General features: G+C 64.9%; 11 protein-coding genes. 4 read left to right on the top strand and 7 right to left on the bottom strand.

Going from position 1 to position 13,317, the window contains the following annotated elements:
• Positions 1–25: 25 nt before the first annotated feature.
• The gene (locus ACQP2U_RS37410) at positions 26–244 is read left to right on the top strand and encodes an MbtH family protein (RefSeq protein ID WP_433711874.1); all 219 of its coding nucleotides are present in this window, start codon (positions 26–28) and stop codon (positions 242–244) included.
• 56 nt (positions 245–300) lie between these two features.
• Here ACQP2U_RS37410 and ACQP2U_RS37405 read toward each other — a convergent pair whose 3' ends face one another.
• Together ACQP2U_RS37405 and ACQP2U_RS37400 are read right to left on the bottom strand one after the other, a co-directional pair.
• Positions 301–1,641 carry a helix-turn-helix domain-containing protein gene (locus tag ACQP2U_RS37405; protein WP_433711873.1) on the bottom strand — a complete coding sequence of 447 codons (1,341 nt, stop codon included), beginning with the start codon at positions 1,639–1,641 and terminating at the stop codon, positions 301–303.
• 514 nt (positions 1,642–2,155) lie between these two features.
• Positions 2,156–2,962, bottom strand: a complete 807-nt coding sequence (locus ACQP2U_RS37400) for a carboxymuconolactone decarboxylase family protein (RefSeq protein ID WP_433711872.1) — start codon at positions 2,960–2,962, stop codon at positions 2,156–2,158.
• Between the two features lie 918 nt (positions 2,963–3,880).
• Between ACQP2U_RS37400 and ACQP2U_RS37395 the strand changes: the two genes are divergently transcribed.
• The 3 genes from ACQP2U_RS37395 to ACQP2U_RS37385 all read left to right on the top strand — a co-directional run bounded on the left by ACQP2U_RS37395 (position 3,881) and on the right by ACQP2U_RS37385 (position 7,663).
• Positions 3,881–5,005 (top strand): serine hydrolase domain-containing protein, encoded by a 1,125-nt coding sequence (locus ACQP2U_RS37395; protein ID WP_433711871.1) that lies wholly within the window; start codon positions 3,881–3,883, stop codon positions 5,003–5,005.
• Between the two features lie 96 nt (positions 5,006–5,101).
• Entirely contained in the window at positions 5,102–5,995 is an 894-nt protein-coding gene (locus tag ACQP2U_RS37390; RefSeq protein WP_433711869.1) for an NAD-dependent epimerase/dehydratase family protein, read from the top strand.
• A 534-nt stretch (positions 5,996–6,529) separates the two neighbouring features.
• Complete coding sequence (locus ACQP2U_RS37385; protein WP_433711868.1) at positions 6,530–7,663, top strand: lipase family protein; 1,134 nt, start codon at positions 6,530–6,532, stop codon at positions 7,661–7,663.
• Positions 7,664–7,689: 26 nt separating this feature from the next.
• On the opposite strand, the gene ACQP2U_RS37380 is transcribed toward ACQP2U_RS37385, so the two are convergent.
• From ACQP2U_RS37380 to ACQP2U_RS37360, 5 genes are all read right to left on the bottom strand, one after another.
• Complete coding sequence (locus tag ACQP2U_RS37380; protein ID WP_433711867.1) at positions 7,690–8,931, bottom strand: TetR/AcrR family transcriptional regulator; 1,242 nt, start codon at positions 8,929–8,931, stop codon at positions 7,690–7,692.
• A 178-nt stretch (positions 8,932–9,109) separates the two neighbouring features.
• Complete coding sequence (locus tag ACQP2U_RS37375) at positions 9,110–10,399, bottom strand: TetR/AcrR family transcriptional regulator (RefSeq protein WP_433711866.1); 1,290 nt, start codon at positions 10,397–10,399, stop codon at positions 9,110–9,112.
• Between the two features lie 101 nt (positions 10,400–10,500).
• Positions 10,501–10,941: a type II toxin-antitoxin system VapC family toxin gene (locus ACQP2U_RS37370; RefSeq protein ID WP_433711865.1), complete on the bottom strand. Its 441-nt coding sequence runs from the start codon at positions 10,939–10,941 to the stop codon at positions 10,501–10,503.
• Entirely contained in the window at positions 10,938–11,192 is a 255-nt protein-coding gene (locus tag ACQP2U_RS37365; protein ID WP_397037435.1) for a type II toxin-antitoxin system Phd/YefM family antitoxin, read from the bottom strand. Before ACQP2U_RS37365 ends, ACQP2U_RS37370 begins: the two co-directional genes overlap by 4 nt.
• A 153-nt stretch (positions 11,193–11,345) precedes the next feature.
• Positions 11,346–13,286, bottom strand: a complete 1,941-nt coding sequence (locus ACQP2U_RS37360; RefSeq protein ID WP_433711864.1) for an acetoacetate--CoA ligase — start codon at positions 13,284–13,286, stop codon at positions 11,346–11,348.
• Between the last annotated feature and the right edge of the window lie 31 nt (positions 13,287–13,317).

Genomic DNA, 13,317 nt, shown 5'->3' with positions numbered 1-13,317 from the left:
ACGTCCCAACCAGGAAGGCCGATCAATGCCCAACCCATTCGATGACGATGACGCCCAGTTCTACGTCCTGATCAATGCCGAGGGCCAGCACTCCCTGTGGCCGATCTTCGCTGCCGTCCCCGGCGGCTGGACCGTCGCCTACGGCGCGGCCACGCGCCGCTCCTGCCTGAAGTACGTCGAATCCAACTGGCTGGATATGCGTCCCAATTCGCTCATTACCGCGACGCGGCCCGAAGCCAACTGAATAGGTAGGGCGCGCCGGTTCGTACACCCCCCTGCCGACCGGCGCGCCCTATCGCCTCATGCCCTGGTGCGTGGCGTATCGACGACCATCCGAGCCTGCTCGCGCCAATCGGCGACGGCACGCCCCCGGAAACCCGACAGCGCGGTATCGAACTGTTTGGCGCGCTTGGTGACGGTGAGGCCGACGTAGGTGTGGCCATTGGTGATCGCCCGGGTAGCCACCGCGCACGCCTCGTCCACCTCGCCCGAGGCCAGCAACGCGGTGGCGTGTTCGAACCGGACCAGCGCGGGTTCCATGGTCTCGCTGGGGTCGTAGAGCCCGATAGCTCGCTCGGATGCCAGGGCGGTCTGCTCGGGGCGGCCCAAGCGGGAGTAGCCGATCGCCTGATAGAAGGCGAGCTTCTCCGGCCGGAAGGAAAAGATGCCGATCGAGAGTTGTTCCGTGGGCACATTTTCCAGCGCCTGCTCGGATTTGAAGATGCAGCGGGTGAAGCCTTCGAAATTGCCGAGGCTGGCGTGCGCACGGGCGGCCATTCCCCACAACCACGCCGCTGCCGGACCGTGGCCCGGATTTTCTTCGAGGCGCGGGCTGAGTAGGTTCAAAACTTCCTTCGGGTTATCGCTATAGGTGGGTAAATATGCCAATCCCGCCAGTGCGATGTCCTCCGAATAGCGATCTCCGATGTCCTGGGCGGCATGAATTGCGGTGGTGTACCACAATCGGGCCTGACCGAAATGTCCCTCGTTGAACAGAATTTCGCCGACCACATTCGCCAGTCGGCCGGCCGTACGGACCAGTCGGATTTGATGATGGGTCGCCTGTCGCTCCGCGAGACAGCCGCGCACTGCCCGGAATTGGTCGAGCGTGGTATGCAGCAACTCGTGCGGCGGGACCTGCACGACGCGGGTGCCGAGCGCCTCGACGGATTGCTCGAGCAGGCCGAGCCGTCGTTCGCTCATCGAACCCGCATCCAGGGTGGCGAGCATCTTCTCCGGTTCGCTCGTGACCATCTCGGCCGCCTGACCGGCCACGCCCGCGCCGATGCAGGCCAATAACAATCGCCTTCTCACGTCGTCATCCTCGACTTCCTTGTCGAGCCCGATGTCCCTACCGAGCTGTATCCGATCGAGCGCCGCGCTCGTATCTTCGGTATCGCGGGCCGCCGTCGGGCCCGTGATCGCGCGCTCGAATCGCGCGACGACGACCGAATCGGCCTCCGATAGCACTCGATCGAGCAAACGCCTGCTTGCGGCATGCATCCGGGTTGTCCGGCCGTTCTCCCACAAGATCACGGTGCGCGGGGTGACGCCCACCAGGCGTGCGAACTCATAGCGACTTCGCTTCATCGCCACGCGAAGAGCGAGTACGTCTTCGCCGGTCCAGTCGACCTCAACCATAGGTCCCCGCTCCCTTGTACGGCTGAATCAATCGGAAATTACTCGCATTTACCGCATTCGGCTCTGTTATCCACCGAATCGCAACGTGCACGCTGAAGCGGTACCCGGCACCGGGTTTGTGCCCCAAACCCTTTCGGGGGTGCCGGCTCCGGCGGAGCTCGACTCACGGTCCCGACGCTGTCCGATCCACAGCGTTGCAGGCGGGTTCCGGTGGGGCCGCCGGTGCTGGGTGCACTTATCTCTTCAGCGGAGGTGAACAATGGACGTTTTGCATTCGGACATACGGGAATTGTGGCTCGTGCAGAGCCGCGACTGCAATCAAGAGCCGGTGGGTCTGACCGATGACCGAGCGCGTTTCGTACTGTCCGTTCACGCCGGCCACGGCGCCCACTGCCGACAGTATCTGGCCGCCTCCGCGCACTGCTTCCGGCGCGCCGCCGAAAAGTAGCCGATGCTCGGATGAGGGGTCTCGGTGCGACGCTGGGTTACCCAGCGTCGCAACGGGTTAGAGCGTTCAGTGCCGCGCACGCTCAGTGAAAACGTTGCGTGCCACGGTGATTGCGTTGAGCGCCGCCGGAAACCCGGCATAACCCGCCATCTGCGTGATGATTTCGACGACCTCGGTCTCGGTGCCGCCGACATTCAGCAGGCCGTGGATGTGTACACCCAGTTGCGGCGCCACGGTGCCGAGTGCGGTGCACATGGCGACGGTGACCATTTCACGAGTCTTCAGATCAAGGCCGGGACGCGAATACACATCGCCGAAGGAGTATTCGATGATGTAGCGCCCCAGATCCGGTGCGATATCGCGCAGCGAGGCGATGACCTGTTCGCCTGCGTGCCCGTCGATCTCGGCGAGCTTGGCGCTCCCGCGCTCGAACCGGTCACCGGTCGGTGCCGGTGTCGGTTCGGCCGGTGCGGGGAGATCGGTACGGGCTTCGAACACTTCGCGCGCCGCACCCAGTCCGTTCAGCGCGGCAGGGAACCCGGCATACACGCTGACGTGGATCAGCGTCTCCACGATCTCCTCCCGGGTGCACCCGACATTCAGCGCCCCGTCGATATGGAACCGCAACTGTGGCGCGGCATTTCCCATCGCAGCCAGCGCCGACACCGTCGCCAACTGCCGCTGCCGCAACGTCAACCCCGGCCGCGAGAGAATGTCGCCGTACCCGAATTCGACGGTCAGCCGCCCGAGGTCCGGTGCGATATCCGCGAGACTGTCCAGCACCGCGGGCCGCTCCTGCCCACCGACCTGCCGAAGCAGCTCCAGTCCGCGCTCGAAACGATCATTGCTGGCAGAGGCCTGTGTGTTGGTCATGCCCCGAACTCTAGAAGTTGGAGTGTGCTCCAACACAAGCACTGATCCCCCATGAGCTGTGACACAGGTGCGGTCATCACCCACCGAAACCGCGTGGCCGGGTCTCGGGGTCGAAGGCTGTCGCATAACCAGTGACCACCGCGCACAAGTTGCGTGGCTGTTGCCGAATTCGCCGCCGGGCGGCTATTCCGTCACATCATCGTCACACACTCGGGGGATCAAATCACGTCCGGCTCAGCATGATTGCGCGGCTGCCGACGAAATAGCGACGTGATTGTGTCACGGCCAAAATACGCCACAATTCGGCAACAGGCACCGCAGCCGCTGCGAGGCGGTCAATGCCTCTGCGACAACAAATTCCGCCGCGAGCACAACACCGCCAGCACCACGGTCGCCGGTCGCACCCCCCCACCCGAGACTCGGCTGCCGCAGAAGTAGCGAGCACCGCACATAAGGCGCAGCCCCTGCGAGGCGGTCAATGCCTCTGCGACAGCAAATTCCGCCGCGAGCACAACACCGCCAGCACCACGGTCGCCGGTCGCACCTCCCACCCGAGACTCGGCTGCCGCAGAAGTAGCGAGCACCGCACATAGGGTGCAGAGCCTGTTGCCGAATGCGCCGCCTGGGCGGCTGTTCCGCCCACTCGGCAGATCAAATCACTTCCGGCTCAGCGCGATTGCTCGGCGACCGCCGAAATAGCGACATGCCCTGCGTCCTGGCCAAATACACAACAATTCGGCAACAGGTACTGCAACGTATGCGAGGTATGCATTCGATGTGGGTGAACCTCGATCCGATGGACACAGCGGGTGGGTGTTGGCGAGAGACCATCACCCGCTGGTGCTAGGGGCTCGCACCAGGCAGATCTCAGGGGATGTCCCGGATGTGTGGGGTGGAGGAACTTCCTAGCGTCGAGTCATGCGCATTCTGACCTTAGGTATTGCTGCTGGTGTGGTCGTCCTACTCGCGGGATGTGCGAAGGATGCGGAACCGGCTGTGCCGGTTGGGGTTTCGGTGGACCGGATTCGGGTGGTCCAGGGAGATATCGATCGGGCGGTCGAGGGTGGGGTCACGGGGATGATCGCGACATTGACCGAGAACGGGCAGACGGTCACCCTGACAAGTGGAGTGGCCGATATCGGTACTCGTGCGCCGATTCCGGTCGCGCCGCCGCAGCGGGTGCGGATCGGCAGTATCAGCAAGACGTTCACCAGTTCGGTGGTGTTGCAGTTGGCGGCGGAGGGCAAGATTCGGCTCGATGAGCCGGTGGATACTTATCTGCCGGGGCTGTTGCGGGGCGAGGGGATCGATGGCCGGGCGATTACCGTGCGTCAGATCCTGCGGCACCAAAGCGGTTTGCCGGAGCTCACCGATGATCCGCGCGTCGACGAGTATGCGGCGGCGCTGGCGGGACGGATCATGACACCGGCCGAGCAGATCGCGATAATCCTCAGCAGGCCAGCGGATTTCGCGCCCGGGGCGCGCTTCGAGTACAGCAACTCGAACTACATCGTTGCGGATGTGCTGGTCGAGCGGGTCACGGGTGCGGCATATGTAGACGAGTTGAATCAGCGGATCCTGAAGCCGTTGGGGCTCGACGACACCTACCTGCCCGCGCCGGGCGAGCTCGATATCCGGGGGCCGCATCCCAAGGGGTACGCCGATATCGATGGTGTGGTCACCGATGTGTCACGTATCGAACCTTCGGTGCCGTGGGGTGCGGGCGGAATGGTCTCCACCGGTAGCGATTTGAACCGCTTCTATCAGGCGCTGCTGGCCGGGCAGGTCGTTCCGGCCGCCGAACTGCGGGAGATGCGGACCGGTGTGCCGATGGGGCAGGCGGATATGAACTACGGACTCGGTATCGGCTCCACTCACCTGCCCTGTGGCGCAGAATATGTCGGGCACACCGGCGGCATATACGGATTCGTCACGGTCTCCGGCGCGACACCGGATGGTCGGGCGGTGACCTACGCCTACACGAAGTCGCCGAAAACCATGCCCGATCTGACGCCCCTACTCTCACACGCCCTCTGTCGATAAGCGGTAGAAACATTGTGGCGGCGGTGAATCGGGTGATCTTCGACATCGCCGCTACCCGATCCGATTGCCGACCAGGGCCTTCCATAGGCTCGCGCGATGCGCGTACTTGTCACGGGAGCGGCCGGTTACCTCGGCCGAGCTGTCGTTTCGGCCTTGACGGAGGCCGGTCACGACGCTGTCGCCATGGTGCACACTGCGCGACCGAACATCGTGCAGGCGAAAGAGATTCGCTGTGCCGATTTGTTCGACTCCGTCGCACTGCGACGGGCCGTGGACGGCGTGGATGCGGTGTGTCACCTGGCCGGGCGGACCCGGGTGCGCGAGTCGATGGCCGACCCGCTCCGGTATTTCGGGGTCAACACCGTCGGGACCATCGCCGTGCTCGATGCGATGGCGACCGCCGGGGTGCCCCGGCTCGTATTCGCCTCGACCGGCGCGATCTACGGCGATGTCAGCGGACGGCCGATCACCGAGGATCTGCACGATAACCCGCCCCATCCGTACGCAAGTAGCAAACTGGCGGCCGAATCGGCCCTCGAAGCCCACGACGTCGCCGCTGTTGTACTTCGACTGTTGAATGTGGCCGGGGGCCGCGATCCGGACCCCACCCGGCTCATTCCCCGGGTGCTCAGTGCCGCGGTACGGAATGAACCGTTGGAGATCAATGGCGACGGCACAGCGGTCCGTGACTATGTGCACGTTTCCGATGCCGCGAATGCGTTCGTAGCCGGGCTCGAACACCTGCCACCGCCGGGCGCGATCGAAAGGTACGTCATCGGTAGCGGACGGGGCACGAGCGTCGGTCAGGTAGTTGCCTGCGTCGAAAACATATCGGGCCGTCGTATGGCGCTCACCCATCGCCCCGCGGTGCCGGAGCCGAGTTCGCTGGTCGGCGATCCGTCCAAGGCCTTGGCTCAATTGGGTTGGGTGCCAGAGCATTCCGATATCGATGCGATCGTCGAGCAGATGTGGCACGCCTACTCGGACTAGGGTGTCTCGGGCTCGGATCACCGTTCCTGCGGATGCGGCGCAGCGCGGCCATCGGTCCGGTGGTAATCGGCCGAACCAGCACGAGCATGGGCACCCAGGGCAAGCCGCCCCAGCCAACTATCCATGGTGATGCGCCTGGAAAAGGTGGACGCCCGCTGGCTGGTAAACAAGGTGAACTCCCCCCACGCCGGGCCTAACTGACACTGCGCATCCGACGATGTGGACCTGTTCGCATCGAGCAGCAGCGATATCTAGATGTTTGCCACAGGTGTCGTCGTGCGCCCGATTCGACCGATGCTGCTCGGGTGGCGGTGCCATTTTCGATGTATTGTGCTCACCCCGCGGTCTGTCGCTGTAAATTTGCCAACCGTTGGCGCTTGAATGCACCGACTAGTCGATGGATGCCCCGCACAACTCGTGGAGGTAGAGATCGTGACTCGTCTTTTTCTTCCCTTTCTCCGCGGCAGGAGACGCCGCTGGTCCCGTGTCCTCAGTGCATTCGGCGGTGTGGCACTCGCGCTGTCACTGGCGCCGATGGCCACTGCGGAACCGCTGTATCCGCTGCCCGATCCCGATCCGTTCTACGCCGCCCCGGTGGATCTGGGCGCGCACGGCCCCGGTGACGTGCTCGACGTTCGGGCATTGCCGCCGGTGCCCCTCTTCCCCGGAGCCACGGCCACACTGGTCAAGTTCCGGTCCACCGACTCGCACGGTGGGCCGATCGCGGCGACCACCACTGTCATCACCCCGCCTTTCCATCAGCCCGACGCGCCGTTGCTGTCGTATCAGCACTTCATCAATGCACTCGGTACGCACTGCGGGGTATCGCACACGCTGTACAGCGGCGATCTGAATCTGGGGGCGACGGTGTCGATGTTGAATGCGGTGCTGCAGCGGGGTTGGAGTATCTCGCTGCCGGATCATCTCGGACCGCTGTTCGCCCTCGGAGCAGGGCGTTTGGGTGGCCAGATCGTATTGGACAGCATCCGGGCGGTGAAACGGCAGCCCGAATTCGCCGTCCAGCACAGCCCGGTAGCGCTGGCCGGCTACTCCGGTGGCGGATTGGCCACCGGATGGGCGGCCGTGCTGCAGCCGTCGTACGCATCCGAGCTGCAGCTGCAGGGCGCGGCCATTGGTGGTGTCCCGGAGAACCTGGTGACGATGGCGCAGCAGCTGGGCCTCGAGCCGCACCCGGGCTTCGGACTGGCTATGGCAGCGGCGATCGGTCTGGAGCGAGAGTACCCGGATCAAATACATACCAGCGCATATCTCAACCCACGTGGCCTCGCGCTCCGTGGCGCCATGGCCAACAGCTGCACCAACGAAATTCTCGCCATGGGCGCCAACGGCAGCGCTCGCGAGTTCGTCACCAGTACGTCGTTCATCGATAGTCGTGAGGCGCGGTCGGTGGTGGAGGAGAACAGTCTGGAACTCTATCCCGGGGTGCCGGAAATCCCGATATTCGAATGGCATTCGCCGTCCGACCCGCTTGTTCCGGTCGGCTCCATCGGCAACACCGACCGCCGGTGGTGCAGTACCGGGGTGCGGTTGCGGACGATGGAGGTGTCGGCGCCCGAGCATTTGTCCGCGGGGGTACAGGGTGCCCCCGAGGTACTGCAGTGGCTCGAGGGTCGGATGCGCGGCGAGCCCGCGCCGGTGGCCTGCTGAGATGGACCTCGGCAACTGAACCGCGATCAGCGGCCGAATAGGATGACTCGCATCAGGTGTGCGATGCGCTGCTGTGAGCAGAGGGGGTTATCGGGGCCCAGCCACTGGCCGAGGTCGACTACCAATGCCAGTGCGGCATGCACCAGCACCCGCGCCTCGGCAACGGAGAGCTCCGGTCGGACCCCGATGAGCAGCTTGGCCCACTCTTCGACATTGAGCCGCTGGATATTTCGCAGTACGGTGCGGCTCTCCGGCGGTACGTTGCTGATCTCCGCGTAGTACACGAAGGTCAGCTCACGCTCGGCGAAAGATCCCTGCACGTACAGCTCGATCAGGGTGCTCAGCGCCTGTTCCGGCGTATCCGATGCGGCGATGGCGGGTCCGATGGCCGCCGAAACTCGGTCCGCCGCACGGCGAAACGCGGCCGCGAGCAGGTCGCCCTTGCTGCGGTAGAAGCGGTACACCGCCGAGGAGGCGGGCAGGCCCGCCGCATTGGCGATCTCCTCCACGCTCACATTGGGATACCCGTGCTCGTGAAACAGTTCGATGGCCCGCACCAGCAACAGCTCGTGCTTGAAGGTCAGCGGAACCTCCTTCGCACCAAGGGATTCGGTCGCCTCGCCTGGTGCGGGCAGATCACATGCGGTCACCGCATGACAGGCCGAGCGAAGCAAGGCCGCCAAAGCGCGCGCGGGCACTGCGACATGATGATCGGAGATGCTGCCGATAACGCTCATCGCGGCGGCCGAGAGCACCGCTCGATCCTCGTCGGGCAACTCGGGACGAGTCTCTGCGAGCAGTTCGCGGGCGACCGAATCGGTGGCGATCAGGTTATCGATGAGGATCTGACGATCGGCATCTTCCAGATAGCGGTTCTGCCAGCGCAGTAGGGCGGCGCCGCGGCGATTCGCGATGGAGGCCGCGATCAGCGCATCGAGGATGTGGTCGAGGCGTTCGGCGGCGGGCCGGTCGCGCAGTTGTTCGGGCAGGCGCACCGCCTCGGTGCTCAGCCCGGCCAGCCGCAGTGCCTCCTCGCGGAACAGGGCGTATTTGCTCGGATAGTGGCGATACAACGCGGTGGAGCTGATATCTAGGCGCGAGGCGATGTCCTCCATGCTCACGCCGTGGTAGCCGAATGCGCCGAAGGCCTCCGCTGAGGCAGCGGCGATCTGCGCCCGTCGGTTGCGCGGGCGGCGTCGCACCGCGCGCGGTTGCGTGGTGCGGCCCGCGGTCGCGTCCTCCGTCGCGCGAGGATCCTCGGCATCCATCCCGCGATGTTAGCCCAAACGGACGCTTGCTAGACGTCTCTTCCCAGGGCTGAAAGGGGGCGAACGATCGATTACAGAAAGTGATATTTACGTGGGCCGCCACCGTAAATCCTGTGCAGAATGATAACTAACATACATGGTTCGGCGACGGTCAGCCTGTCCAAGCGCGGTGTGCAGACTACGAGCGGGCGGGACGGCCGAACAGGACCAACTGCATGAGCAATCGAACCCGGGCGGGGGACGCGATCGGTTCGGTGCTGAAGGTGCGCCCCAGATCGACCACCAACGCGAAGGCCGCGTGGATCAGGAACCGGGCCTCGGCAGGTGAGAGCTCCGGTCGCACCTCGCGCAGCAGCCGCGCCCACTCTTCCACACTGAGCCGCTGGATATTTCGCAGCACCGTGCGCTCGTCGCTCGGAACATGCTGGAACTCCGTGTAATACACAAAGGTCAACGCGCGCTCGGAGAACGAACCCGCGACGTACTGTTCGATCAGTGTGATCAGCGCCGCTTCGGCGTCGGCTGCCGCGGCCACCGCCGGGCCGATCGCACCCGAAACCCGATCGGCGGCCCGTCGGAACGCGGCCGCGAGCAGATCACTCTTGCCCCGATAGAACCGGTACACCGCCGACGCGGCGGAAAGTCCTGCGGCAGTGGCGATTTCCTCGACACTGACATTCGGATAGCCGCGATCGTGGAAGAGTTCGACGGCCTTGCGCAGCAACAGCTCGTGCTTGAAAGAATCCGGAATCTCCGCCGCCACTGGCAGTTCGGCATCCGCTTCCAGCGCGGGCAGCTCGGCGGGCACGAGCGACCAGCAGGCCGAACTCAACAGCCGAGCAAGAGATTTCGCCGGCAGGCTGGCATGGTGATCGGCAATGCTGGTGACCGCGCTGAGCAGGGCGGCTCGCAGCACCCGCAACTCGTCCTCGGCGAGTTCCGGTCGCAATGCGGCCAATTGCGCACCGATCGCACCCACGACGGCGAGTTGTTGGTCGGTGAGAACCGTCAGATCCTCCGGTTCGAGATAGCGACCCTCCCAGCGCACCAGGGTGACGGTCGGCCGATTCTCGATCGTGACGCCGATCAGAGCGTCGAGCACCTGGCGCAGCCGCTGCTCGGGAGTCCTGCGTTCACCCACCCCGCCGATTTCGTCGGCTGCCATCCCCGGGCCCTGCGCCGCCTCTGGCAGCTCTACCGATTCCGTCATGGCCCGGCCCACCCGCAGCAATTCCTCCCGGAACAGCGCGTACTTGCTCGGATAGTGCCGATACAGCGCCGCCGAGCTGATCCCGAGCCCGGACGCGATGTCCTCCATGCTCACACCGTGGTAGCCCAGCGCGCCGAATGCGGCCGCCGACGCCGCCGCGATCTGGGCCCGCCGATTCTTCGGCCTGCGCCGAATCTCGCGCGGTGCCGAGTCGCCGCTGACCGCCTTGCGCGCCGTACGGCGATTGTCGACACTCATGCCGCCATGGTATCGACAACTTCGCCACCGTCAGCTGTCCAGGTCGGTCTGATTTGCCCAGGTGGGGGAGCTCGGCCCTATTTTGGGGTCAGCGCCCGCATTCAGGCGGTTTCATCGGGCGCATTCGTGTCGAAGGTGGCCAACCCCAACGATTTCCACGCATCGAGGAGGCGCTTGTCGCCCGCTGCGACGACAAGATCGGTGTCCTCCAATTGTTCTGCCGAAGCGCAGTGGATGGCGTCGTACCCGCGCAATGCGAGCAGGTCGGTGAGCTCCGCCGCCCGCCGGACGAGTGCCTCATCCACTTCGGTGATCTCGAGCTGTGGCCAGAGCTGGTCCAGCAGCCGTCGGCATGACGTATACGCATTGTCGTCCAGGCGCACCATACGGTGCGCCTGTGCGAGTGCGGCCGCGGTCTCCACATACAGCAGTCTGCTCGACACAACGGCGTCCGCGTCATCCCAGAATCGGCGACACGCTTCACTGCTCGGCTCGCTGACCAGCAGCGGTACGAACGCCGACGTATCGAGATAGCCGATCACCGCCGCTGCTCCTCGATGAGCTCGCTGACTATGCCCTCGCCACGAATCGGCTCGGGCGCGGGCTGCTTCTTCTTGCGGGCGGGCTGCACACGCCCTTCGGCGCGAAGTTGCTCCAGCCGCGTCGGTTGCCCGACAGGCACGAGGCGGGCGACCGGTCGGCCGTGGTCTGTGACGGTCACCGTGCGTCCGGAGCGAACCTCGGCCAGATGGCGACTGAGGTTATCGCGCAGTTCTCGAATGCCGACGTCCATGCTGCTCTCCCTAACGTGGCTATTTCTCTTGATGGCATTGTAGCCACATACCGACGGGCTCCCCGTCAGCTCCGGCTCAGCGTCTTGTCGGCGGGGTGTTGGGGACTGGCAGGGCGAAGGCGAGCCCGATGGCGTTGGCGGCTGCCCGCCGGTTCAGTTCTGGGCTGGGCGGACGGCGGAGTACCAATCGAGCAGGTCCGGGTTGTCGACGGCGCTGCGTTCGACGACGCGCGTCGGGTCGGCGCCTTGGAAGAGCTTTTTGATCGGGACCTCGAGTTTTTTGCCGGTGCGGGTGTGCGGGATGCCGGGGGCGACGATGATTTCGTCGGGGACGTGGCGAGGGGAGACCTCGGTGCGGATGGTGGTTTCGATGCGGGTTTTCAGGTCGTCGGTGAGGTCTGTGCCGGGGGTGAGGGTGACGAATAGCGGCATCCAGTAGCCGCCGTCGGGTTGTTCGGCGCCGATGACGAGGGCCTCGGTGATTTCGGGGAGGCGTTCGACCGATTGGTAGATATCGGCGCTGCCCATGCGGATGCCGTGCCGGTTGAGGGTGGAGTCGGAGCGGCCGTGCACCACGATGCTGCCCCGTTCGGTGATGGTGATCCAGTCGCCGTGCCGCCAGATCCCGGGGAACATGTCGAAATAGGCGTCGTGGTAACGGCTTCCGTCCGGATCGTTCCAGAAGCGTACCGGCATGGATGGCATGGGTTTGGTGATGACGAGTTCGCCGACCTCGTCGCGGACCGGCTTGCCGTCGGCGTCGAAGGCTTCCAGCGCGACACCGAGGTAGGGCGCGGAAAGCTCACCGGGCCAGGTCGGCACGGTCCGTGCGCCGCCGATGAAGGCGGAGACCACATCGGTGCCGCCGCTGATCGAGGCGACCTGCACGTGGTCACCGACATTCTCGCTCAACCACACCGCCGATGCGGGCGGCAATGACGAGCCGGTGATGCCGACCTGTCGCAGCGCGGTGAGATCGTGGTCGGTGCGCGGTACCGCAGCCGCCTTGATGCAGGCGAGCACATAGCCCGGACTGGTACCGAGGACGGTCGCGCCGACCTGGGATGCGATGTGCCACAGCGCGTCCGGAGCCGGATAGGTGGGACTGCCGTCGTAGCAGACGATGGTCGCACCGACCAGCAGTCCGGCGACCTGGAAGTTCCACATCATCCAACTCGGGCTGGTGTACCACAAGAAGGTGTCATCGGAACCGATATCAGCTTGCAGCGCAACGGCTTTGAGATGTTCGAGCACAACGCCGCCGTGCCCGTGCACGATGCCCTTGGGTAGACCCGTTGTGCCGGAGGAGAAGACGATCCACAGCGGATGGTCGAAATCGACCGTCTCGGTTTCGATCACAACGGCCTCGGTATTGGTGGCCGCGTCGGTCCAGGTCAGTGCGTCCGGAACCGGCAGGCCCAGCTGTGAGACGGCGACCGTTGTCCGCACGGTGTCGAGTCCGGCCCGCAGTGCCGCGATGTCCTCGCGCTTGTCATGGGTCTTGCCGCCGAACCGGTAGCCGTCGGCTGTTATCAGCACGGTGGGTTCGAGCTGGCCGAGCCGGTCCAACGCTGCCTTCGCCGAATAGTCCTGACCGCAGGCGCTCCACACCGCGCCAATGCTCGCGGTCGCCAGAAAGGCGATCACCGCCTCCGGAATATTCGGCAAGTATCCGGCGACTCGATCACCCGGCTGTACCCCGAGTGAACGCAGCGTGCGCGCGAATGCCGCAGTGCTGTCGATCAATTCGCTCCAGGACACCTCCCGCGCCGGTGCGTCCTCGGCAACGCCGATGATGGCGGGCCGGTCGGTACGGAACTGCCGTACCACCTGATCGACATAGTTCAGCCGGGTGCCAGGAAACCACTGCGCGCCAGGCATTTCGGCGCTTGCCAGCACCTCGCCCGCGATCGGACCGAGCTCGAAGTAATCCCACAGCGCACCCCAGAAGCCGGGCAGATCATCGACCGACCACTGCCACAGCGTCCGGTATTCCGGCGCGGACTGCCCGGTGCGTGCGGCCACGAACCGGGCGAAGTCGGTGATGCGCGCCTCGGCGATATCGGATTCGGTCGGCACCCATTGTGGTTGCACCGCATTACCTCCTGGGGATGATCTTCGGAAA

Source organism: Nocardia sp. CA-084685, from assembly GCF_050955785.1.
In the GTDB taxonomy this organism is placed as follows: domain Bacteria; phylum Actinomycetota; class Actinomycetes; order Mycobacteriales; family Mycobacteriaceae; genus Nocardia.
The sequence above is the reverse complement of the archived record's forward strand: the minus strand, read 5'-3'. Positions and strand labels throughout refer to the sequence as shown.

What these genes read in the sequence shown, in the direction of transcription:
- ACQP2U_RS37375 (WP_433711866.1), bottom strand. Translation starts at nt 10,399, where the DNA reads ATGAGTGTCGACAATCGCCGTACGGCGCGCAAGGCGGTCAGCGGCGAC.
- ACQP2U_RS37380 (WP_433711867.1), bottom strand. Translation starts at nt 8,931, where the DNA reads ATGGATGCCGAGGATCCTCGCGCGACGGAGGACGCGACCGCGGGCCGC.
- ACQP2U_RS37385 (WP_433711868.1), top strand. Translation starts at nt 6,530, where the DNA reads ATGGCCACTGCGGAACCGCTGTATCCGCTGCCCGATCCCGATCCGTTC.
- ACQP2U_RS37410 (WP_433711874.1), top strand. Translation starts at nt 26, where the DNA reads ATGCCCAACCCATTCGATGACGATGACGCCCAGTTCTACGTCCTGATC.
- ACQP2U_RS37365 (WP_397037435.1), bottom strand. Translation starts at nt 11,192, where the DNA reads ATGGACGTCGGCATTCGAGAACTGCGCGATAACCTCAGTCGCCATCTG.
- ACQP2U_RS37405 (WP_433711873.1), bottom strand. Translation starts at nt 1,641, where the DNA reads ATGGTTGAGGTCGACTGGACCGGCGAAGACGTACTCGCTCTTCGCGTG.
- ACQP2U_RS37390 (WP_433711869.1), top strand. Translation starts at nt 5,102, where the DNA reads ATGCGCGTACTTGTCACGGGAGCGGCCGGTTACCTCGGCCGAGCTGTC.
- ACQP2U_RS37395 (WP_433711871.1), top strand. Translation starts at nt 3,881, where the DNA reads ATGCGCATTCTGACCTTAGGTATTGCTGCTGGTGTGGTCGTCCTACTC.
- ACQP2U_RS37400 (WP_433711872.1), bottom strand. Translation starts at nt 2,962, where the DNA reads ATGACCAACACACAGGCCTCTGCCAGCAATGATCGTTTCGAGCGCGGA.